Below are 22,572 nucleotides of genomic sequence, written 5' to 3'. Positions count from 1 at the left end.
GCGCACACATCGACTCACTCGCTGCTTCGGTACGGGCACTGGCACCGTGGTGGCCGTGCGCGGCGTGACCGTGGCGATTTCCTGCCATGACCGCATCGCGTTGACCGGGCCGTCGGGATCGGGCAAGTCCACCCTCTTACATTTGTTGGCGGGTCTGGACGAACCCACCGCCGGCACCATCAGCTGGTTATCCGCGGAACCGCACGCGGCCCGGCCAGCGGTGGGGCTGGTATTCCAGGGCCGCAGCCTGGTGCCCAATCTTGACGTGATCGAAAACGTGCGCCTGCCGCTGCTATTCGCCGGACACCCGGAGCGCGAGGCGACCGCCCGCGCTCATGATGCACTCGCCCGGCTCGGCATCGATGCTCTGAGCGAGGCGCTACCCGACGCGCTATCGGGCGGGCAGGCGCAGCGCGTCGCCATTGCCCGCGTCCTGGCCAGCGCACCGCGGCTCGTCCTGGCGGATGAACCCACCGGCCAGCTGGACCACGCGGCCGCCACGCTGGTGATCGACGTCTTGCTGCGCGCCGCCGACGAACTGGGTGCTGCGCTGATGGTGTCGACTCACGACCCCGTGATCGCCCGGCGTCTACCCACTCAGTGGACGATGCGTGACGGCCGCTTACGCATCACCACCAGTAGCGAGGACCCACGATGATCGCAATGTGGCTCACCGGCCTGTTGCGCCGCCACCGCGCCCGCCTGCTCGGGGCCGCCGCCGGTGTCGCGGTCGCGGTCGCCCTGATTTCAACTTTGGGATCGTTTCTTGCCACCTCGGAAGCCACGATGACCCAGCGCGCGGTGCACAGTGTGGCCGTAGACTGGCAGGTCCAGTTCACCCCCGGCGCTGACACCACTGCTGCCACCCGACTGCTCAAGGCCACTCCCGGCGTGAAGGCCCACGCGCGAGTCGAATTCGCCAAGACCGATGGGTTGTCAGCCACCGTCGCCGGCAGTACCCAAACCACTAGTGCGGGGGTAGTGCTGGGCATCCCGGCGACCTACCGGGACCTGTTCCCCAACCAGATCCGTACGTTGACCGGTGCGGACACCGGAGTCCTGCTGGCTCAGCAGACCGCAGCCAACCTGCACGTAGCCCCAGGCGACACAATTCGCATCGGTCGCGCCGGACTGCCCGCCGCTGCGGTGACCGTTGCGGGGATTGTCGAACTGCCGCAAGCGAATTCGCTGTTCCAAACGGTGGGCGCCACACCGGCCGCGCAGCCGGCCGCACCGCCCGACAACGTGGTGCTGCTTGGAGAAACACAATGGCACAACCTGTTCGATCCGCTGGCCGCCGGCCGCCCGGATCTGGTTTCCACCCAGATCCATCTACGCCGCGCCCATGCCCTACCGGCCGATCCGGGCGCCGCCTATACGACAGTGCGCGCCGCGGCCCGCAACCTGGAAGCCCACAGTGCCGGGGCCGCGCTGGTCGGCGACAACCTCGGTGCGGCGCTGGACGCCGCACGGGGCGACGCCGCCTATGCCCGGGTCCTGTTCGTGTTCCTCGGGCTGCCCGGGGCTGTGTTGGCCGCCCTGCTCACCGCCACCGTCACCTCCGCCGGCGCCGACCGGCGCCGAGCCGAGCAGACTTTGCTACGGGCGCGGGGTGCTACTGCACGTCAGGTCCTGGGATTGGCCGCTGCTGAGGCGGCCGTCGTCGGCGCGGTCGGCGCGGTGGCCGGGCTGGCTGCGGCTGCGGTGGTCAACTGGATGGCGTTCGGGTCGCCTCGGTTCGGGAGCACGGTCACCGCCTCAGTGGGGTGGCCGGCTGCCGCAGCGGCGGCCGGGATGGCGGTGGCGGCCGCGACCGTGCTGGTGCCGGCGCGTCGCGAGCTGCGCGCGCGAACCGTTGCCGACGGGCGGGCGCTCCTGAGCACGCTCAGGGTGCCGATCTGGGCGCGCCTGGGCGTCGACGGCCTCATCCTGGCTGGTGCCGCGGGGGTGTTCTACGCCACCACCGGCCGCGGGTATCAGCTGGTACTGGCCCCCGAAGGGGTGCCGGCGATCTCGGTGTCGTACTGGGCGTTCGCCGGCCCCGCGCTGCTATGGATCGGCGCCGCGCTACTCACCTGGCGGCTGGCCGATCTGCTGCTCGGCCGCGGCCGCCCACTGATCGCCTCGGCGCTGCGGCCGTTCACCGGTGACTTGGCGGGCACCGTCGCTGCGGGCATCTCCCGTGCGCGTCGCCCCCTGGTGGGGGCAATCGTCATGCTCACCTTGGCGGTGGCGTTTGCCACATCCACGGCGACATTCAACGCCACCTACCGCCAACAGGCCGAAGTCGACGCACAACTGACCAACGGCGCCGACGTCACGGTCACTGCGGCGGCGCCATTACCGGCCGAGATCGCAAGCAAGCTCGCCACGGTGCCCGGGGTTCGCGCGGTGGAACCGATGGCGCACCGGTTCGCCTATATCGGCGCCGATCTTCAAGACCTCTACGGAGTGCGCCCAGCCTCGATCACCCGGGCAACCGCGCTACAGGACAGTTACTTTCCGCAATCGACCGCGACCGCTCAGATGAGTGCCCTGGTCAATAAGCCCGACTCGATCCTGCTGTCAGCTGAAACGGTGCACGACTTCCAGTTACGTCCCGGCGACCAGGTGACGCTGCGCATCATCGACGCCTCCACCCGACAGCCGCGCCCGGTCACCTTCCGCTACGCCGGGGTTGTCACCGAGTTCCCGACCGCCCCCAAGGACAGCTTCCTGGTTGCCAACGCCGACTACGTCGCCGCGCAGACCGGCGCCGCAGCCTCGACCGTCTATCTGATCGATACCGGTGGCCGCGATACCGCTGCGATCGCCGCGCGCATCCGCGGCGTGGTGGGGACCGCGGCGACCGTGACGGACATCAACACGGTGCGGACCAACGTCGGGTCCAGCCTGACTGCAGTGGACCTGTCCGGACTGACCCGCATCGAACTCTCCTTCGCGCTGGTACTGGCGGTCGGAGCGGGCGGGCTCGTGCTGGGCCTCGGTCTGACCGATCGGCGCCGCGTCTACGCCCTGATGTCGGCGCTTGGCGCACACAGCCGCCACCTGCGCGCGATGGTGTTCAGCGAAACCGCCGTCCTGACCACCATCGGCATCGTGGCCGGGGGCCTCACCGGGTCGGTGCTGTCGGTGATGCTGGTCAAAGTGCTCAGCGGGGTGTTCGACCCACCGCCGGACACCATTGCGGCCCCGTGGGCCTACCTGGGGATTACCGCGGCGGTGACGGTCGGGGCGCTGGGCGCAGTCAGCGCCGCCGCGGTGCTGCTGTTCTCCCGCCGCCCCGCAGGTGGCCTCATCCGTGACCAATGACCCGTCCCAGCGCCATCCGTCGGGGCTAAGCACCGACACCGGTGGTGATTTCGAATCCAGGGGGCAGGCGCGGGAAATCAGCGTGATCACCCAGCCGCGGAGTAGCCGGTGCCGAACAATCGACCCATCGCGACCCCGAACCACCGGTGGTGGTGCCACCCACGAGAGCGGACGCCCATTATCAAGGAGGCATTCCAGATGCAGGTGCCCACGAACCGCCCCTCGCTTAGGGCGGGCCAGGCGTGACGATCGATCGCCCACAATCGATTTCGGTGGCAGGGCGGCTGTCGCGCTGGTCGGTGCGCGCCCGATCCACCATCGCCGCCGCCATCGTGGTGACACTCGGACTCGGCGTCGCGTCGGCAGCCATGCTGCTCGTCCTTTACCAGACCCTGCAGCGATCCACTCAAGCCGCCGCCGAGACCCGCGCCCGCCAACTCGTCGAACAGATGCGCACCGACGGCCCAGCCGAACTCGATCCCGGCCTGTTGGGCACCGACGGCCAGGTCGGTCTCATCCAGGTCCTAGACGACCGGGGTGCGGTGCGGCTCGCGTCAGCCGGAGCACCCAAGTCAGCTGTGGCGCCGGTGATCGTGCCGCCCGGCCAGACGGTGACACTTGGGCGCATCCAGCTGTCCGGCGACCGCGGCGACCTCTGGGTCACCGCGCGCGGCGCCACAACTCCGGCGGGACCGGTCACCGTCCTGGTCGGCGGGAACCGCGAACCCGTCGAAAGGACCGTGGCCACAGTTGGGATGTTGTTGGCCATCACCGGACCGCTCGTCGTCGGGCTAGTTGCTTGGGCGACCTACTTTCTGGTGGGGCGAGCGCTACGTCCCGTCGAACGCATCCGCGCCCGGGTCGACACCATCAGTACCGAGCAGCTCGACGAACGCGTGCCGGTACCACCGACCGGCGACGAAATTGCCCATCTTGCTCAGACCATGAACCACATGCTGACCCGGCTGCAAGCCGGACACGCCGCACAACGCAGGTTCATCTCCGACGTGTCCCACGAGTTGCGAAGTCCGTTGTCGGCGATCAGCACCGCGCTGGAGCTGGCACACAACCGGCCCGACATGCTCGACGCCGAACTCGTCGAAGAATCGTTGATTCCTGAAACGCGACGCATGCGCGACCTGGTAGACGACCTGCTCTTACTGGCTCGCGCCGACGAACACCAACTTCGTGTACGTGCCGACAATGTCGACCTCGACGACATCATCGCCTCCGAAAAGGTTCGCCTGCAAGGCAACTCGCGATTGACGGTGCGGGCACATATCGGCGCGGCCCGGGTCAGCGGCGACCGCAGACAGCTCGCGCGCATGGTGCGCAATCTCGTCGACAACGCTGTCCGACACGCCGACAGCACCGTCGAACTCGTATGTGAGCAAGTGAGAGACACCGCCGTCATCCGCATCGCCGACGACGGACCGGGAATACCTGCAGATCAACGCAAACGGGTGTTCGAACGCTTCGTGCGTCTCGATATTGCTCGAACCCGGGACGCGGGTGGTAGCGGCCTCGGGTTGGCCATCGTCGCCGAAATCGTGTCAGCTCACCGTGGCACCGTCAGCATCGGAGACTCAGACGACAGCGGGGCTTGCGTCACGGTGACGCTGCCCGCCGACACCGACAGTTATGTGCCTGCCGAGGCCAGTCGGTAACCCACCCCGCGCACGGTGTGAATGGTTTGGGAGCCGAAAGGTACGTCGAGTTTGCGCCGCAGGTACCCGACATAGACCTCGACGATGTTGTCGTCGCCCCCGTAGTTGACGTCCCACACCGACTGCAGAATCTCCTGCTTGGTGACGACCGCATCCGCGTGGCGCATCAAGTACTCGAGCACTCCGTACTCACGGGGCGTCAACTCAACCTCGACGCCGCCTCGGGTCACTTGGTGGCGGGCCGGGTCCAACTCAAGATCGTCGACGCGCAGCACAGGCGGGCGTGCCGGCGCGCCCCGGCGCAGCAGCGCCCGCAACCGGGCGATCAGCACAACAAAGGAGAACGGCTTGATCAAGTAGTCATCCGCACCGAGGTCGAATGCATCGGCCAGGTCGTATTCCCCGTCCTTGGCGGACAGCATGAGCACGGGCGTCCACACCTGAGCCTTGCGCAGGTCACGCACGATTTCGTACCCGCTCATCGATGGCAACATGATGTCCAGAACCAGCACATCGAATCCACCGCCGAGGGCCTGGTCGAAGCCCGCACGACCGTCCCCGGCCACCTGCACCACGAATCCCTCGGCCACCAGACCACGACGAATCAATTCGGCCAGCCGCGGCTCGTCCTCGACGACCAAGATGCGCACAATGTCCTCCACGTCCTCCACCAAAACGATGAACCGCTCGTCCAGTACTGCAGAACCGGCTGGCCTGCAGTGCGTGCCGTCTCCCCTGCGATTTTCTGCCCTGTGGTTGCGTTGTCCAACACCGCGGGCACCTTGAAGTTGGATTCGACGATCCGTCCCGGACCGGACCGGCCTAACCCGGGGGCCTGACGCGACGACGATGTGCCGCGGCATTATCCGACGGCGCCCACGATGCCAGCGGTGCGCTGAGAAACCGCTGAGCAGGTGGCCCCAACCACGTTGTCCGTGGCTAGTTCATGTTCCAGGGTTCGCCGTAGGTGGTGACGCTGTCGCCGGCCTTGGAGATCAGGCGGGCGAAGGGGCGCAGCAGCACGCCGCCGGCCGCGCCGGTGACGGTGCCGTGGGCGTTGGCCACCGCGACCGAACCGTTGGGGCCCGAGACGTCGACGGAGAACGTGGCGACCTCCTGGATACCGGGGCCGTTGCCCAGGTCAGCGGAGATCGACACACCCGGGAACAGGTTCGGGGTGATCACCGAACCGAGCGGGTTGAAGCCCGTCGGGGAGATGTTGGCGTCGTCGAGCAGGATGTTGGGGGTGGTGTAGCTGAAGTTGATGCCCACACCCAGCGACCACGGGAAGCCCACCTGGTAGCCGAGCTCCAAGGTGCCCGCGAACTCATCGGCACCCGGGCCGACCACGCTGTAGACAGCCTTGCCGGAGTGGAACCACTCCCGGGTCAGCCGGTTGCGGTCCAACGGGAACACCCCATTGAGGAAGGTGTCCCACTGCTGGATCGTCATCGTCCGGCCACCGCCGTCGACCAGACTCAGCTCATTGTCCAAACCTGCGTGCGACGTGCCTGTCCCGACGAAGAGTGCCGCGACGGCGGCGATCATCGCCACCACCACTCGACCGATGATCTTCATGTTCCTCCGTCACCGTTGTCGCGACCGCACCTGATGCCGGTCACCCTGTTGCATCGTTCTGGCCACACTGGATCGCATGCGCCCGAACGGGGGTAACTCAATGCCCGGGCGCTCAGCGCTGAACGTCCGGGCGGCGAGCATCGCACCACGGCGCTGAGAGGACGCTGAAAGCCGCTCTGCTTCACGCCCTCTTTGGGGAGCGGCAGGCATCAAGCCCTTGTCGAACTCGTTGTGTCGTCGTCCGCCCGGCGGCTACCGTACGTGAGCAATGACTGCCGAAGATTCTGCAGTACCCGCCATCTATAGAGCAGCTGACCAAGCCCAGGCCGGCCACTTCCGCGAGCAACTACGACGCGAACTAGACGTTCTTGAACGGCAGGCCGAGAAACTACAGGCACAGCTGGACGAGCATCTACGCTGCAACAGATCCCTGGATGTCTTTCGCGTGCAGGGTGATTTGCGGGCCGTCGACACGACCCGTCACAGCGTCATCGGCATGCTGTCCGCGCTCGCATCTCGATTTCCGGACGATACGTCGACCTGATCTGGCTAGCCCCGGTCAATCAATCACTCCGCCTGGGCCAGCCGGAAGATCGCCGCTGAAAGACCGCTGAGAAGGTTGGGGCCGGTCACGTGACGTCGGGGTACCGTGCTGCGTGGCCAACTCACACGCCAGTCGCCTGCCGACGCGAAAGCCCCTTTGATGAGTTCACATTTGAGCTGTGCCGAAGCGTTGATAATCGGTGCCCTACAGGGCGTCACCGAGTTGTTCCCGGTCTCCAGCCTGGGTCACTCGGTTCTCTTGCCGGCGCTGATCGGTGGGAGGTGGGCGACCGACCTCAATGTCTCGACGCCGGAATCCCCTTACTTGGCTTTCATTGTCGGTCTGCATGTGGCCACCGCAGCAGCCCTCTTGGTTTTCTTTTGGCGCGACTGGGTCCGCATCGTGTCCGGGTTCGTCACGTCCGTGCGGTACCGGCGAATCCAAACTCCGGCCGAGCGGCTGGCGTGGTTGATCGTGCTCGCGACGATCCCCGTGGGTTTATCAGGTCTGGCTCTCGAGCATCTGTTCCGGACAACGCTGGGCAAACCCATTCCAGCCGCAGTCTTCCTGGCGCTCAATGGGTTGGTGCTCTACGGCGGCGAGTTGATGCGGCGCAGGACACCAGCTCTGGCATCGGCCGACACGGGCGAGCCCGTTAGTCAAGAAGCAGCCGGCTCCATGGGCAACGCTGTGGACGACCGACTGGCCCGGCTTTCCCTACCCCAGGGGATTCTCATCGGCTGCGCCCAAATTCTCGCGCTACTTCCCGGCGTCAGCCGCTCAGGCGTCACCATGGTCGCCGGCATGGCCCGTGGCTTGTCCCACGAAGAAGCCGCGCGGTTCTCCTTCCTCTTGGCAACCCCGATCATTCTGGCCGCGGGGCTGCTGAAGATCCCCGATTTATTTGGCCCGCTTGGCGACGGGATCCACGGCCAAGTCCTGGTTGGCAGCCTTGCGTCATTCGCGTCGGCGTACTTCGCGGTGCGGTTTCTAACCAGCTACTTCAAAACACGCACTCTCACACCATTCGCCATCTACTGCGTAATGGCCGGGACCGCCAGCTTGCTGTGGCTGGCCCTCGGCTAATGCCGGTGTGGGGCGGACACCCACGTTCTGTGGAGCGGCCCCGAGCTCGGGATGAACTACCTGCAGGAGCTGTTGGCGGCCGGTGGGCCGCAGCAGAAACATCCCACTCACCGGCCTCGGTGACACCGAAGCCGATCGGGCCATGGCACGGTACGACTCTTTGTTAACCCGCGCCGGATAGCTCTCCGCCGCAGCACTTCTCGCAGGAGACACGATGTCGGACCTTCCGATTCCTCACTACGACCCGCAGACCCTGGTGCGTTCGATCACCGTCGACATAGACGCCCCCTCAGATGTCGTGTGGCGCGTACTGGTGGAGTTGGACCGCTATCCGTTGTGGAATCCCTTCTGCCTGTCGGCAGTGTCGACGTTGCGAATGGGCGCCCCCGTGGAGATGCTGCTGGCCGACTATGCCCGTGGGGAAGGCACATTCACCAACACCGAGTACATCTGCGCGATCGTGCCTGAGCGGTTGCTGTCCTGGGAGTTGGTGGCCACCGAGGAATCCCCGTACGCCGCTCGCCGAGACCAGGTGATCGAGCCCGTCGACGCCAACCGGTGCCGCTACTACTCGACGGACGCCTTTCTGGGTGACCACGCCCGCGAGATCATGAACGAAACCGGGGGTTGGGTGAAACGTGCCTTCGATGACACCGCACTCGCCTTGAAGCGACGCAGCGAACACATCTTCTCCCGTCAGAGGGGCATCAAAGCCTAAATCACTGCGTGTTTGGTGAACGAACGCACCTCTTGGCAAACCCGGAAAGACCCGGAGCGTGCCGAATCCGTGCGCGAACAGTCTAAATCTCGGGTGAATTAACCAACATTACCCAGAAAGTATTCCGCTGAGTGGACGTTCCCCGCTGACGCGCGACCGACCCGTCACTAGCGTCGCCAACATGAACTCCGACCCACTTGCCAAGGCGATCAGCGAAGCCGAGAAACTGGTCAGAGCAGCACCACACATCGACAACGACAACGACCTTGCAGAGGGCCTGCAGTATCTGGCCGGCGGCATAGCCGCATGCACCCACCACGCCTTCTACTCCTCCCCCGAGCATCCCTTTCTCCTCACCGGGACCGGACCCTTCACCAAGATGGGCCTCGATAACCCGGACACCCTGTACTTCGGGACGAAGATGCAGGCCGGCTTCGAGTACGTGGTCTCCGGAACTCGAGGAACCACAACCGATTTGAGCTTCCAGTACCTGGCCGGCGAGTACACCGACGACACTGTCCCGGAAAGCGAAGTGGCATTCGACGACCGCGAACTCAGCGTCGCAGCCGATGGACACTTCGAATGGCGATTCACCCCGCAGCGGCCCGGCCAGCTCGTCATTCGAGAGGTGTACGGTGACTGGTCACAGCGACGAGGAACGCTGGCTATTCATCGAACCGACACCGTGGGTACGGCTCCGCCAGCCTTGACGCGAGAACTCATCGAACGCCAATTCAGCATTGCCGCAGACCAATTGATCAATCGGGTGAAGACTTGGCTGCAGTTTCCCCAGTGGTTCTATCTGAACCTTCCCGTCAACACCGCCGTGGCGCCGCGTTCCACCCCCGGTGGCCTTACCACCCAATACTCCTCGGCGGGGCATTTCGAACTTGATCCCGATCAGGCTCTCATCATCACCGTACCTATGAGTGATGCGCCCTACCTGGGCTTTCAGCTGGGCAATATGTGGTACACCTCAATGGATTACATCAACCATCAGACGTCGCTCAACGGCGCGCAGATGCAGGTCGACCCGGACGGTTTCGTGCGTATCGTCGTCAGTGACCAGAACCCCGGCGTGACCAACTGGGTCGAGACACTTGGTCATCGTCGAGGCTACTTTCAGTTTCGGTGGCAACGCTTGTCACGCGAACTGACGGAGTCCGACGGCCCCACTGTCGAACTCGTCAGTACCGCCGCCGTCGCAAACACATTGCCATTCATCGACCACAACACGATTTCCGCGGAGAACTGGCGAGCTCGGATAGCGCAGCGTCAGAGGCAGATCGCCGAAAGAATGCTGGGCTGAACCATGACGGGACTGCTGCGAGACAAGGTCGTAGTGATCACGGGGGTCGGCCCCGGTTTGGGCACCACTCTGGCCAGGCGATGCGCCCAGGAAGGTGCCGATCTGGTGCTGGCGGCGCGCTCGGCACCGCGACTCGATGAGGTCGCCGCCGGCGTAACCGAAATCGGTCGGCGCGCGGTCTCCGTGCCCACCGACATCACGGTGGACGGCGATGTCGAGGCGCTTGCCCAGCAGACCCTGGCCGCCTACGGGAAAATTGATGGACTGGTCAACAACGCCTTCATGTATCCATCCATGAAGCCCTTCTCCGGAACAACTTTCGCCCACATCCGCGACTCCTTCGAGCTGACGGTACTCGGTGCGCTGCGCACCATCCAGGCGTTCACGCCTGCCCTCGCCGAATCGCGAGGGTCGATTGTGAACCTCAGTTCGATGGTCATCCGGCATTCTGACCCACAGTACGGCCCGTACAAGCTGGCCAAATCTGCTTTGCTCGCCATGTCCCAATCTCTCGCAAGCGAGTTGGGCGGCAGCGGGATACGTGTCGACTCTGTTGCTCCTGGCTATATCTGGGGCCAAGTACTGCAGGACTACTTCCAGCAGCAGGCAGAAGCCTCCGGGGTGTCCGTCGATGCAGTCTATGTTGCAGCTGCGGCGCCATCAGACCTCAAACGTCTGGTAACCGAGGACGATGTCTCCTCGGCCATCATGTTTCTGATCAGCGATCTGGCCAACGGCATCACCGGCCAGACTGTCGATGTCAACTGCGGGGAGCACAAAGCATGACCACATCAGCCGAGGTCGGATCTGTGGACGCTTTGTGCGAGGCGGCCATCGAAGTGGCCGGCCACAGCGACTTCGGAGACACCTCCGACAATTTCACTGAGGCTCTGAGCGTACTGCTCGAATCCTATTCGCGGGAAGCGGATTTCACCCCGCTTGGCGCCACCATGACGCACCACTACCTGCGTTCGGCGTTGGTCGCGCGCCTCCTGAGCGAAGCGGCCTGGAAGCGCCACCCCGACTACGCCCAAGTCGCAATCACGCAGCCCATCTTTGTAACCGGACTACCCCGAACCGGGACGACGGCGCTGCACCGCCTACTCGGGGCAGACCCCTGTCATCAGGGGCTCGAACTGTGGCTGGCAGAGTACCCGCAGCCCCGGCCGCCGCGCGATCAGTGGAATACCATTCCCGAGTATCAGAAGCTCAAGGCGTACTACGCAAAAGCCCATCAAGAGAATCCAGACTTCCTGGGCTTGCATTACATCGCGGAAGACGTTTTAGAGGAGTGCTGGCAGCTTCTCCGGCAATCGCTGCACTCGGTGTCCTTCGAATCACTTGCCCACGTGCCCAGTTACACCCGTTGGTTGGATACCCAAGACTGGACACCATCGTATGAACGGCATCGCCAGAACCTTCAGCTGATCGGACTCAACGAGCCGCACAAGGGTTGGGTTCTCAAAAACCCGAGTCATCTGTTCTCACTCGATGCGATCATGGCGGTCTATCCCGATGCGCTGATCGTTCAATGTCACCGACCACCCGAAACCCTTTTGGCATCAATGTGTTCACTGGCAGAGCACAGCACGAAAGGCTGGTCGAACACGTTCGTCGGCGCACAGATCGGTCATGACGTATTAGATACCTGGGCCCGGGGTATCGAGCGCTTCAAGACTGCGCGCGTGAACTACAACCCTGCACAGTTCTGCGATATCGACTACTTCGATTTTGTAGCCGATCCCGTGGCCGTGGCCTGCGGGGTGTACCGGCACTTCGGGTTGACCTTGAGCGACGAGGCAATCTCGGCGATGTACGTCGCGCATGCCGAGGGCAGCGAAAGCCACCGCGCCCCCAAGCACAAGTACACGCTGGCGGACTACGGGTTGACTGCCGAGCAGGTCAACGAAAGGTTCGCCAGGTAGTCGTCAGCATGGCGGCCGCGATCGACAACCGCGAAGCTCGTATTGTCGACACCGTGACCACGGTCATTTCAGGCCCCCGCGTGAAGGTCGGCACGACTGACGGTGACGTCCGCGTGACGAGCGGTGGGAAGCTCCTGCTGATTGGCTATGTCGGGGGCACACGCACCATCGCCCCAGGCGGTTACGCCCTGATCATCGGCATGGTGGAACGACTGACTGTTGAGCGTGGCGGCAAGGCCACGCACCGCGGTTATTGCAGAGGCGACGCCATCAATGAGGGCGGTGACCTTGCGATCATGCGCGGAGCCGTAATCGACGGAAGCGTGCACGGGCGTGAATTCACTCGGGTCGATCCAGGAGCGATCATCGGCCACGCACCGCCAGGTGGCCGGGGACGTCGATGACGACGGGACTGCCGCTACTTTCCCCACGTGCTTCGCACCTGCGCTGGATCAATCTTCAAGTGACTTCTGATGAATGCGTCCCGATTCCGCTGCGAGCTTCTGTCGGACAGAGTGAACAGCTTGGGGACCGGCGGGGCGTTTTTACCATTGATGATCGACACCACGGTGTAGAAGACGAAGGTTTTTCCGTCCATCGAGTAAACGGGCGAACCGTCTCGGGCGGTGAACTTAACCCCTTTTTGCATAATCTCGGCTATCCGCCGTTGATTTGCGTCAGCCCGCTGCTGGCTTGCCGCTTCACGTGCTTGTACTTCCCGATACCACAACGAGTGCTCTTTCGGCACAGTGACTTTCGGACTTGGGATCAAGTCCAACAAGCTCTTCTGCTTTGGACTCAAGTCGTCCAACTTCTGCAACGGGTTCAGAGTCGTTTTCCGGTTGAGAAGTTCTTTGATTGTGCCGGTGACGAATCGGCCGAGCGCCCCCAAAGGGTCGGCTCTACTCGCCGCAACCACCACAGGCGGGACGGCGTGCGGGACGGCGTTCTGCGCCGCACTGACCGGCTTGCTGCCCGAAGTGACGGTACGCGAAGTCATCCGCGCATTCGCGTTCACAAGCCTGTCTGCAACCGAAGCAGACCCAGCTGCTGCGACGCGATTCGAATGGGACACGACCCGCGGCGGCACATTCGCAGCGCCGGCCTCCGTCCGGTTCCCCTTGCGGGGTGTTGCCGGCCGAGCGTCGGCATCGGCGCGTTTGGACGAAGCAGTGGCCGGCCCCGCCGAAGACGACCCGACACCGCTGTCTGCGCTCGCCGTTCCGGCCTCCGGACCAACCAGGGACCAGCCGATGAGCGCCGCACCCATGCCGGCGGACGCCACGCCGAGTTGCAGCCACCGACGGACGGGCAGATCCATGCCACGACGCCTACCGAGGTAACTACCCCTGGTTGACGCCGACATACCTGTCCCCGCGTTTCGTTGCACAAGTTCATGATTGGCCGACTAACGATCCCGTACGACGCCGCATCCTGGACGCCGAGGTGGTAGCCGACCTCGGCGACGATACCTCATTTGGTCGTGCGAGGGGCCTGTTTCGCGTTTGCCGCACGAATAATCCCGTCGATCCCAGCAAAGAAGACCCCACCCTGAGCCCACCGCTATGTAGAGCGAACATAGCGGTGTTGGTTCGCCACGTTGCAGCGCTGGGGAACGGACGCGATTTCGTAGTGCGCCGTTGCCGGTTTGCTCGTTCCCCGCTCGCCAACACGTCATCACGAAATGAGTCGCGCCCCAGGACGTCGAGCACCCGTCTGTCCACGGCGCGCCCCTGTCCATGGCCGGGCGGGCAGTGGGGCGTCAGATTGGTCCACGTTTCGTGCCTGCCCGTCCGCGCAGCCGGTAAGCCGCTTCGATTCGGCGCTGACCCCAAGGTCCAGCAGTGAAAAAATCGGGCGACGCGGGTACCCGATAACCATGTCAGGCAATCCAAGCAGACAGGATCTCGCTCGGGCGCTGGGGAATTTCGCCGTTGACATGGACAATCAAGTCGGCGGCGAGGCGGTGCTGCAGACCATCATCAATGGCGCGGTTGCGATTGTCCCCGGGGTGCGTTGGGCGGGCATTTCCCTGGTGGAGGGGCATGCCATTGAGGCACGGGTCCCCAGCGACCCGCTTGTAACCAAGCTCGACGCGCTGCAATCCGAACTCGACCAGGGCCCCTGCATAAGTGTCCTGCGGGAACAGCGCACCGTTCACATCAAAGACGTGGCCGAGCACACTGCATGGCCGGAGTTCGCCAAGGCAGCTTTGACGCTTGGCGTGCACTGCTCACTGTCATTTCAGTTGTTTGCGAAAGACAAGCTCGGCGCCCTCAATCTCTACGGCGACCATCCGGACGCTTTCGACGGCGATTCGGTGCTCTACGGCGAAATCTTGGCTCAACACGCGTCTGTCGCCCTGGCGGGCGCCCAGGCGAGCGAGCAATTCGATCGGGCCCTGGCCAGCCGGGACATCATCGGCCAGGCCAAGGGCATTCTGATGGAACGTTTCGGCATCGATGACGTCCAGGCGTTCGCATTGTTGACTCGGTTGTCGCAGGAGACGAACACCAGACTCTTTGAGATCGCCCGGCTCACGGTCGAGACCCGAACCAAGCAGTGATCGTCACTGCTGTCAGCGCGCCACGGAGGTCACGACAAGCTGGTCTCCCCGCCAAGTGATCAAGCCTCGCGCGGTGAATTCCTCCAGCCAACCGCGCATCGGCCACCAGCCCCACCGTTCGCGAAATATGTTGGCGTTGAGTGCAATATCGTCGAGGTGTTCGACCGGCGGCTCGGACACCGGGTGATATTGATGGAATGCGTCGGCTCCCCCGACCCACCGCATACCGATATCGCGGGATGCTGCCACCTGAGCGAAGTCAGTGTCTTCGCCACCATAACCGCTGTAGGCGGTGCAGAAGCCACCTATCTCGCTCCAGGTTCGCGCGGTCAGCGCAAATGAGAGCGACCAGAAGTATTCATACTCGGCTGTCACCAGTACTTCGTTGGGCTGCGGGGCGGGGCGGCCCGGGTGCGGGTTGGCTGCGCCCGGAAGCGCCTCGAGGTCGTAGCCGCCCGGTCCCGGTGGCGATAGATACGTGACTGGACCACATAGCAGGGCATCGGTGTGCAGCGGGTCCGCGGCCGCCCGGCGGTAGGCGTCGAGCATGTGGGGTCCGGGGATGCAGTCGACATCGAGGAATACGAGCAACGTTGCGCCGTCGGCAATCGCAGTGTCCGCGCCGAGGTTGCGGGCGGCCGCCAGTGGCAGTCGCTCGGCGGGAACTGCCATCTGCACTGTTCTGCCGATATCACTGCGCTCGGTGACGAGCGGCGCGATGGCGTCGTCGCACATTGCGACGACGACGTGGACATCAGGTTGGGTCACGGACCGACTGATCCCCTCCAGTTGCCGCCGCAGGTGATCGTGCCGTCCGTGTGCCGTGGTGATGACGGCCGTCTTCATGGACATGCCCCATCGGTCGACCGGCGCCTAGCCACCCTCTCGATCACCGAAGCGGCACGGCCGGCCGCCCCCTCCGTTCGCCACCGACGCCAGTTCTGCGGCTCGATACGAGTCGCCTCATCGATCAACGCCGGCCATTCCGACGGTTGCGGCCACTGCGTCCGCACCACGGCGAGGTTCTGGCGGGCAAGAACTTTCGCCGTCGCAGCTTGCTCACCGAAGGGGCGCTCCTGTGGGATGAGGATGGCAGGCGTACGCGCGGCGGCGATGTCGGCGATCGAGCCTTGACCGGCATGTGCGACCACGACGTCAGCGGCGCACAACGTGTCCCATGGGTCGTCGGCCCAGGAGTCGCCGGAGCCGCCCAGAACGTCCCACTTCGCGTCCGGTACCGCAGCACGACCTTGCGCGATCGCGGCCCCATCGACCGTCGACCCACCCGCACCGAACATCGCCAGCACCTGTGTGCGCGCTGCGCGGCCCGTCGTACGGGTGCGTCCGTCGAACCTGGTGATCCCTCCGACATACGTGGTCTTGTGGCGATACGGTTGCAGCCAGCCCGGCTCTCCAGCCTCGGCGGGCCAAGGGGCGATGATGTGATCGGCGATCCGGTAGGCCAACGTGTGGGCCGCGTCGGTGCGCTCCCCGGGCATGGCGACGACCACGACCGGAATGCCAAGCAGCCGCACCAGAGTGGTCACTTCCACTGACACGTCGATCACCATCGCCTGCGGCCTTGCACTGGACACCCATTCGGTGATTGTTGCCATGCGTTCGCGTAAACCGTTGTCGTGCAATGGCACCCAATGGAAGGCGTCGTTGGCGGTGACGTCAACGGGGTCGTCTCCCAGATCATCCCGCGGCAGTGGAACCACTGCGTGAAACGGCGAAAGATCCGCCATCGGGATCGACGTCAACCCGGTCACAGGTAGCGCGAGTTGGGCACAGATACTGGCTGCTCGGTTGAGGTGGCCGCGCCCCTGGTGATGGATGTAATAACCGATCATTGCCGGTGACCTCGCGTCGTTCGATGATGTGTCGATAGATGCCTACGTAGGCGTTCAGCATGGCCGCCGACGAGCAGGCCTCCACGGCGCGCTGGCGTACGGCATTGCGGGACAGCGCTATTGCTTCGGGAATGGCGGCCGCCATCGCGGCAGTGTCTGCGGGCGGGACGAGTCGGCCGCATCGGTCGTCGAGTATCTCGGGGATGCCACCCCGCGCGAATGCCACCACGGGTGTGCCGCAGGACAATGCCTCCGCCACGACCAGCCCGTAGGGCTCGTCCCATTCCGGCGTGACCAGCGCCGCCGCTGATCGGCCGAGCAGAGTCCTGAGCTGTTTGATGGGCAAATGTCCGGCGTAGGTGACCAGGCCACCGAGCCGGGACCGGATTTCGACGTCGAAGTAGAGCGTGTCAGAGATGGGCCCCGCCAGTACCAATGGCATTCCCACCCGATGCGCGACTTCAATTGCCAAGTGCGGGGCCTTTTCCGGGGTGATCCGCCCGAACCACACCAATGCCTTGCCACCGGGTCCGAGGGGCCAGGCTTGGGCATCCACGCCGTTGGGGACCACAGTTACATCTGCCAGAACGTGGCGCCACTGGCGCGCCGTGTACTGACTGACGGCGACGAATTCGGCGCCGGCTCCGCCGGTGATATCCAGAGCGGACTCCAGCCACGGTGTCGGTGGAGTGTGAAGCGTGCACACCATCGGCGTGGCGAGGGTGGCGGCCAGCAGCACCGGCAAGTGATGCAGGCTGTGATTGTGGACGACGTCGTAGGAGTCAGACCCCACCGTCGCCAACTGCGTCATCAGAGCCAGATACGCGTGATGGTCGGCCATGAACGCCGCCGGCGGCATCGACGGATCCTGTGATGCGGCAGCACTGACCACCAGCTCGCGGACTTCCAGCTGGCCCGCGCTCAGACCCGGGTCCGAGCCGTGGGCGGCGAACAGGGTGACGTGATGGCCGGCGTCAACCAGACCTCGAGCCAGCTGCCAGACGTGTGCTTCCAGACCGCCCGCGAAAGGTTCGCGGATGGGATAGCGGTTCGAGGCGATCAGGGCGACTCGCAACGGAGTGCTCACGCCAAGACCTCTTCGTATAGCGCGCGATGAGCGCTGGCCAGGCCCGCGCGCTCGGCCCGGCGACCTGGCCACGTGGCCCGCGGCGCCGATTGTCCAGACTGGAAGCGGTCATACAAGGCACGTGTCGACCTGTCCAAAGTTGCTGCGTCGAAAGATGTCTCGGTGAACTCGAACACTTCGCACGGCCTCTGCTGAGGATAGAAGCCGCAGTTGGGCGCGATGACGGCGGTACCGAGGTCGTAACAGGCTTCAAGCCAGCCCGAGTGGGTGCCGAAACGATACGGCAGTACCGAGACGGTGATGTCCGAAAGGTAATCCCACAGCTCGCTATCAGAGAAGTACGGGTGCACCCGCAGATCCACCCACGGGTATCTGCCGTACTGGAGCAGCGCCTCCCCTGCGGCCGGCGCATACCAGTGGTTGTCGACGTCGAAGATCTCGTCGTGGACGTCGACTCGCAAAACCGCGCCGGGGAGATCAGCGATGGTGCGCACCAGGCTGTCCAGCACCGGAAACGGATCCATATTGGCGCGCAGGCTCTTGACGTGGACACCGACGACGAACATGTCGTGCTGAGATCGTCTGCGGCTGATGCGCTCTCGGCTCAACACATGGGGATGCGGTAGGACATCTGCCCGACGTCCCCAGCGGTCGGCCACCGTTTGCGCAGCGCCCTCCGTGAGCGTCACAAGACGCTCCGCGGCGGGCACCAACAGGTCCTGGTGACGTTCGTGCGCGTCCGGGTCGCGGTGGTGTGGGTTTCGAAGGTCATGCACCGTATACACCAGCGGCTTGCGGTGCGTCGCCAATGCATCAAGCACATCGCGCAATACGACAGGATCAATGGCGTCGAAACCGAAATGTACGTGGAATACCTCGAATTCAGCGTGATGCGCCTGAATCCAGGCCGGATCCAGCATCAGTGGGGGCCACCAGCCGCCAGGCACTTTGCGCCCATCGGCGGGTACCGGGTCAGGAAGTCGACGCACCGGATCGGCGTCATCCGGGTCCGACAGATGCCGCACATAGAGGTGGGAGGCGGGAACGGAAGCAACACGCAGCAACGATTGGCCCGTCTGTTGATCGAGGGCGTGACAACTGCTTGATCACGAGGATTGACGAGACCGTGTGCACCGATCCGCGACGAGCAGACGGATACCCGACGACGGGGGCGCCAAACCCCGCGTCGAGTTGAGGGTCCGGGGCCGGTTGCGTCCTGAGCCGAGCAACCGACTAGGGGGTTCTGGCTAAGTCGGCAGACTAGCTATCAGTCAACACGAAGGGCAGCGGCCCCCAAGACGCGGCATGCGGGAGAGCTTTGATCTACGCTTGTTGGCAAACGTGCCAGCAAACTTAAGCCCGGGGGGTGTCGCCGTGACGGCGCTCGAAACCGATTTCGACCTGATGCAGTCGATCTACGACATCTCCGACGAGTTCTACGCCCTCTTCCTCGGCCCCACCATGGGCTACACCTGCGGGTACTACGAGCGCGAGGGCATGACAACCGACGAGGCCCAGATCGCCAAGTTCGACCTCGCCCTGTCCAAGCTGAGGCTGGAGCCCGGCATGACCCTGCTGGACGTGGGCTGCGGCTGGGGGGCCGGCATGCAGCGGGCCATCGAACGCTACGACGTCAACGTCATCGGCCTCACGCTGAGTAGGACACAGCGTGACGCCGCGGAGGCACGACTCGCCCGCATCCCGACCCGACGCGGCTTCGACGTGCGGCTGCAGGGGTGGGAGGACTTCGACGAAAAGGTCGACCGCATCGTCTCCATCGGATCCATGGAGCACTACGGCCACCGGAAATACGGCGCCTTCTTCGAGAAGACCTACGATGCGCTGCCCGCCGACGGTGTCATGTTGCTGCACACCATCTGCGGCTTTCATCCGTATGAGATGCATCGTCGAGGCTTGCCACTGACCTTCGAGATGTGCCGATTCATCAAGTTCATCGTGACCGAGATCTTTCCGGGCGGCCAGCTGCCGTCGGCTGATCTGATCGAACAGCACGTCGCCAATACCGGGTTCACCTTGACCCGCACCCATTCGCTCCAGCCGCACTACGTTCTGACGCTGGAAGGTTGGGCGGCCAACTTGGCGGCCAACCGCGACCGAGCCGTCGAAGTGCAGTCACAGGAGGTGTACGACCGGTTCATGAAGTATCTGACCGGCTGCGCCGACCTGTTCCGCAACGGCTCGATCGACATCAACCAGTTCACTCTCGAGAAATGAACCAGGTCAGGGGCCTCACAGGACAGACCTCGCGCCTGTCTCGTTGTTTCTGCTGATTCCGCCGCCGCCTCGAGCGCGCGCGGCGCAGAATCATCGGTATGACTCGAAATGCCGGCGACACCTACCAGTGCACCGAGTGCGGCTCAACTCTGCGATATGAGAAGGACTGCCCGTGCTGTTCGGATTCGGCGCACTCCGAAATCTGTTGCGAAAAACAAATGGCGAAGGTCTCGAACTAGTTCAGGTGTCCGCCCCGAGGTGAGCGCGCATCTCGGGCTGTGAATGCTCGATCGGTTTTACCACGACCGACAGCCACCCGAAGGTCAGCAGCACTGCGGCCACATCGGCAACGATCAACCACCCCACCGGCGCGTCCGGCCGTCCCGTGCGCAACCACCAGAGGGCGCCGGCACCGATCACTGCGGCCAGCCCACAGACATACGCCGCGGCGCAACATTCCCGAAACCGGCGCACTGCCAGGGCGAACGCCGATGCGCCGGCCGCGCCCAGGAGCGCCACCGTGCCGATCACCGGCACCCGGTTGGACCCGGGTCCCGACACCTCGCCAACCACGTCGCTACACCAGGCCGCGGCAGAGACGAAAACAAGGATCGTCAGCACGGCGTAGCCTGCCCAGCGGGGCTTACCAATCCACGCCTCATCCAGCACCCGGCGTTCTATCCCGGCAAGCTCGTGTCGGATCGACTCTCTCAGAACATCTTTCACGTGATCCCCGTTCATCGCCGAACCACCACCAGTGCAAACCTCATAGTCGGAATCGAGATGCCGATGGTTCCCGTGACGTCTGGGCAGAAATCTAGGCGGGGTTGAACAACCGTCGCTCGACGACCGGGCTATCTCTGAGTTGACGTAGACCTTTGGCAGCCGCCAGCACACCGAGATCGGCGAGCGGTTCGATGATGATGACCGTCATGTAGGCCGCGCCGAACGTCACGATGTTGCTGACGGTCTGTCCCGCGAAACCCTCGCCGTACAGCGCCCAGAACGCCACCCAGGAGACGATGCCTGCCTGATATGTGGTCGAAAGCGCGAGCGCCTGACGGTATTTCAGATCCACATAGGGCGTTTCCGGCGCGATCACCTTGTGCGCGACGAACTGTAGCGCGAAGAGCGGCACGAGCAGCGTGGTCACGTTCATCCCGTACTGCGGGAGATCGAACTGCGCGAAGAAGACCCCCTGCAGTAGAAGGCCCCCCGCCAAACCAAAGGCAGCGGGCGCGGCGCCGAAGATCAGGAACAGCGTGGACCCCAAGATGAGGTGCACTTCCGAGATCCCGACGGGATAGTGCGGGAAAACCTGAAAAAACACGAACACCAACGCCGTCGTCGCCAGGGTCGGAAGCAGCACCGATCCCAGACCACGGGCCTTCACCAGCTTCGACGCCAGATACAGCGCATACGCCCCCGCTCCCCCGGCAGTGACATAACTCAAGATGAGTTTGGGGCCTTCGACAATTCCCGGTTCGATGTGCACGGCGGACCCGACCTCTCTCTAAAGCGTTGGCTCGCAATAGAGTTAAACACGAATTCCCGGCGTCGTCTCAAGTCGGCCAGTAGTCGCCTCCACCTCGAATGGCACCGGAACCAAACACTCGCCGTATGCGACTAATCGAGGGGCTTCGATTCTCATCACAGGTCCACGCGACGCTGCGTTCGCCGTGGCCGGCCGGCGCCGCACCGACATATAGCGGTCAGCACGCAATTTTGCTGACGGCGGCAGCCCGGCCCCCGTAGGCTGCAAACAAGGGTGGATTCGGCACATCGGGGGTTGCTGTGATTGGTTATTCGGCCTGGTTGGGCGCAGGTGCGTTGACCATCGGTATCGGTGCGGCTGCACTGGCGGCTTCAGCTGCGGCACACGCCGATGCAGGTACCGGGTCCTCGGCGCGACACCACGTCTCTGCGAGTCACTCGACCCGTCCTGCCGCCCACAGTTCGCCGCGACCAAAGACATCGGCGACCCTGTTGGCGGCGAGCGCCGTGACGGGCGTCGCCGACCCCAAGCCCAGGCCGTTGACAGCACCCACCCGGCACACGACGGCCAGCAGCGCCTCGTCGGCAGCGCACGCAAGTGGCGTCCCGAATATCACTGACCTGCTCGGCCGCATCGTCATGCTGGGCAGCGATATTCAACACTTCAACGTCGTTCGCGCGATCCACAGTGTCGAGCACGCTGTCGCGGGTGCCGTCCGGGGCGGAGTCAACACCGTTGCGGGCGCCATCGGCGGGGTCGCCAACGGCATTGCCGGCGCCGTCTTCACGGTCGTCTTCATCGTGGCACTTCCCGTCGAGATCCCCTTGGCGGTCTACCTTTTCGTGCAGCTCGTCAACTCGCCGCTGTGGTTCTAGGCACCGTCCGCAAACTTACTTTTCCGGCAGCTCCGCGAATCGCTTCTTGACGTCGTTGTACCACCCCATCGATTTGATCGGGTGACGCCAGCGGCCCTTCATCTCTTCCCGCGCGGGCACGTGGGCCTCGTCGCCACGTGAGACCACATCCTTGAGGTGCTGATCTTGCGCCTTGATGATGTCGTCGGCGGTCTCGCCGCGGTGCACGAGATCGCAGGGGCCACCCAGGTCCTGGCAGGTCATCGTCTTCACGGGGCTAACTCCTCCTGTCGGTGTCACACCCGGCTGTCCGGGCGCGTCAAGATGTTGACGCGCCCAACGA

At 64.2% G+C, this 22,572-nt stretch carries 23 protein-coding genes; 13 read left to right on the top strand and 10 right to left on the bottom strand.

The annotated features are described in order from the left end of the window. Positions 1-55 precede the first annotated feature (55 nt). The 3 genes from BST42_RS15050 (at position 56) to BST42_RS15040 (ending at position 4,979) form a co-directional block, all read left to right on the top strand. On the top strand, positions 56-658 hold the full coding sequence (locus BST42_RS15050; RefSeq protein WP_237159436.1) for an ABC transporter ATP-binding protein: 603 nt from the start codon (positions 56-58) through the stop codon (positions 656-658). Next, positions 655-3,312: an ABC transporter permease gene (locus BST42_RS15045; RefSeq protein WP_083120053.1), complete on the top strand. Its 2,658-nt coding sequence runs from the start codon at positions 655-657 to the stop codon at positions 3,310-3,312. The genes BST42_RS15050 and BST42_RS15045 overlap by 4 nt, the downstream gene beginning before the upstream one ends. Before the next feature lie 266 nt (positions 3,313-3,578). Then, positions 3,579-4,979, top strand: coding sequence for a sensor histidine kinase (locus BST42_RS15040; protein ID WP_237159460.1), 1,401 nt, complete (start codon positions 3,579-3,581; stop codon positions 4,977-4,979). Here BST42_RS15040 and BST42_RS15035 read toward each other — a convergent pair. Further along, positions 4,952-5,629, bottom strand: a complete 678-nt coding sequence (locus BST42_RS15035) for a response regulator transcription factor (protein ID WP_083120278.1) — start codon at positions 5,627-5,629, stop codon at positions 4,952-4,954. The genes BST42_RS15040 and BST42_RS15035 overlap by 28 nt on opposite strands. A gap of 289 nt (positions 5,630-5,918) precedes the next feature. Then, positions 5,919-6,557 carry a porin MspA gene (mspA, locus tag BST42_RS15030; RefSeq protein ID WP_083120050.1) on the bottom strand — a complete coding sequence of 213 codons (639 nt, stop codon included), beginning with the start codon at positions 6,555-6,557 and terminating at the stop codon, positions 5,919-5,921. A gap of 268 nt (positions 6,558-6,825) precedes the next feature. Between mspA and BST42_RS29370 the strand changes: the two genes are divergently transcribed. The 7 genes from BST42_RS29370 (at position 6,826) to BST42_RS15000 (ending at position 12,543) form a co-directional block, all read left to right on the top strand. Next, a complete protein-coding gene (locus BST42_RS29370) occupies positions 6,826-7,101 on the top strand; it encodes a hypothetical protein (protein WP_133057464.1) in 276 nt (91 codons plus the stop codon). Positions 7,102-7,260: 159 nt separating this feature from the next. Further along, complete coding sequence (locus BST42_RS15025) at positions 7,261-8,187, top strand: undecaprenyl-diphosphate phosphatase (RefSeq protein WP_083120048.1); 927 nt, start codon at positions 7,261-7,263, stop codon at positions 8,185-8,187. Positions 8,188-8,401: 214 nt separating this feature from the next. After that, entirely contained in the window at positions 8,402-8,905 is a 504-nt protein-coding gene (locus BST42_RS15020; protein WP_083120045.1) for an SRPBCC domain-containing protein, read from the top strand. A 181-nt stretch (positions 8,906-9,086) separates the two neighbouring features. Then, positions 9,087-10,214, top strand: coding sequence for a hypothetical protein (locus tag BST42_RS15015; RefSeq protein WP_083120042.1), 1,128 nt, complete (start codon positions 9,087-9,089; stop codon positions 10,212-10,214). Positions 10,215-10,217: 3 nt separating this feature from the next. Beyond that, complete coding sequence (locus BST42_RS15010; protein WP_083120040.1) at positions 10,218-11,000, top strand: SDR family oxidoreductase; 783 nt, start codon at positions 10,218-10,220, stop codon at positions 10,998-11,000. Beyond that, positions 10,997-12,139, top strand: a complete 1,143-nt coding sequence (locus BST42_RS15005; RefSeq protein WP_083120037.1) for a sulfotransferase family protein — start codon at positions 10,997-10,999, stop codon at positions 12,137-12,139. The genes BST42_RS15010 and BST42_RS15005 overlap by 4 nt, the downstream gene beginning before the upstream one ends. Before the next feature lie 8 nt (positions 12,140-12,147). Then, positions 12,148-12,543, top strand: a complete 396-nt coding sequence (locus BST42_RS15000; RefSeq protein ID WP_237159435.1) for a hypothetical protein — start codon at positions 12,148-12,150, stop codon at positions 12,541-12,543. Between the two features lie 14 nt (positions 12,544-12,557). Here the strand turns inward: BST42_RS15000 and BST42_RS29055 are convergent, their stop codons facing one another. Beyond that, positions 12,558-13,460: a hypothetical protein gene (locus BST42_RS29055; protein WP_110918618.1), complete on the bottom strand. Its 903-nt coding sequence runs from the start codon at positions 13,458-13,460 to the stop codon at positions 12,558-12,560. A gap of 558 nt (positions 13,461-14,018) precedes the next feature. Here BST42_RS29055 and BST42_RS14985 point away from each other — a divergent pair. Next, a complete protein-coding gene (locus BST42_RS14985; RefSeq protein WP_083120029.1) occupies positions 14,019-14,705 on the top strand; it encodes a GAF and ANTAR domain-containing protein in 687 nt (228 codons plus the stop codon). Positions 14,706-14,717: 12 nt separating this feature from the next. Here BST42_RS14985 and BST42_RS14980 read toward each other — a convergent pair whose 3' ends face one another. The 4 genes from BST42_RS14980 to BST42_RS14965 form a co-directional block, all read right to left on the bottom strand. Beyond that, on the bottom strand, positions 14,718-15,551 hold the full coding sequence (locus BST42_RS14980; RefSeq protein WP_083120026.1) for a glycosyltransferase family 2 protein: 834 nt from the start codon (positions 15,549-15,551) through the stop codon (positions 14,718-14,720). Then, complete coding sequence (locus BST42_RS14975; protein WP_165760858.1) at positions 15,548-16,321, bottom strand: glycosyltransferase; 774 nt, start codon at positions 16,319-16,321, stop codon at positions 15,548-15,550. Before BST42_RS14975 ends, BST42_RS14980 begins: the two co-directional genes overlap by 4 nt. Positions 16,322-16,403: 82 nt before the next feature. Continuing rightward, positions 16,404-17,645 (bottom strand): glycosyltransferase, encoded by a 1,242-nt coding sequence (locus tag BST42_RS14970; protein WP_083120021.1) that lies wholly within the window; start codon positions 17,643-17,645, stop codon positions 16,404-16,406. Next, entirely contained in the window at positions 17,642-18,709 is a 1,068-nt protein-coding gene (locus tag BST42_RS14965) for a glycosyltransferase (protein WP_083120018.1), read from the bottom strand. The genes BST42_RS14970 and BST42_RS14965 overlap by 4 nt, the downstream gene beginning before the upstream one ends. Positions 18,710-19,019: 310 nt before the next feature. Here BST42_RS14965 and BST42_RS14960 point away from each other — a divergent pair, with 310 nt between their 5' ends. After that, a complete protein-coding gene (locus BST42_RS14960; RefSeq protein WP_083120016.1) occupies positions 19,020-19,880 on the top strand; it encodes a cyclopropane mycolic acid synthase family methyltransferase in 861 nt (286 codons plus the stop codon). Between the two features lie 240 nt (positions 19,881-20,120). On the opposite strand, the gene BST42_RS14955 is transcribed toward BST42_RS14960, so the two are convergent. Together BST42_RS14955 and BST42_RS14950 are read right to left on the bottom strand one after the other, a co-directional pair. Further along, positions 20,121-20,606, bottom strand: coding sequence for a hypothetical protein (locus BST42_RS14955; protein ID WP_133057463.1), 486 nt, complete (start codon positions 20,604-20,606; stop codon positions 20,121-20,123). Between the two features lie 91 nt (positions 20,607-20,697). Beyond that, positions 20,698-21,375: an energy-coupling factor ABC transporter permease gene (locus tag BST42_RS14950; protein ID WP_083120010.1), complete on the bottom strand. Its 678-nt coding sequence runs from the start codon at positions 21,373-21,375 to the stop codon at positions 20,698-20,700. A gap of 506 nt (positions 21,376-21,881) precedes the next feature. Between BST42_RS14950 and BST42_RS29365 the strand changes: the two genes are divergently transcribed. Continuing rightward, positions 21,882-22,250, top strand: coding sequence for a hypothetical protein (locus BST42_RS29365; protein WP_133057462.1), 369 nt, complete (start codon positions 21,882-21,884; stop codon positions 22,248-22,250). Between the two features lie 15 nt (positions 22,251-22,265). Here BST42_RS29365 and BST42_RS14935 read toward each other — a convergent pair whose 3' ends face one another. Next, positions 22,266-22,493, bottom strand: a complete 228-nt coding sequence (locus tag BST42_RS14935; protein WP_237159457.1) for a hypothetical protein — start codon at positions 22,491-22,493, stop codon at positions 22,266-22,268. Positions 22,494-22,572: the final 79 nt, after the last annotated feature.

It is taken from the genome of Mycolicibacterium rhodesiae (assembly GCF_002086695.1).
Classification (GTDB): Bacteria; Actinomycetota; Actinomycetes; order Mycobacteriales; family Mycobacteriaceae; genus Mycobacterium; species Mycobacterium rhodesiae.
This window is presented reverse-complemented; position numbering and strand designations above follow the sequence as displayed.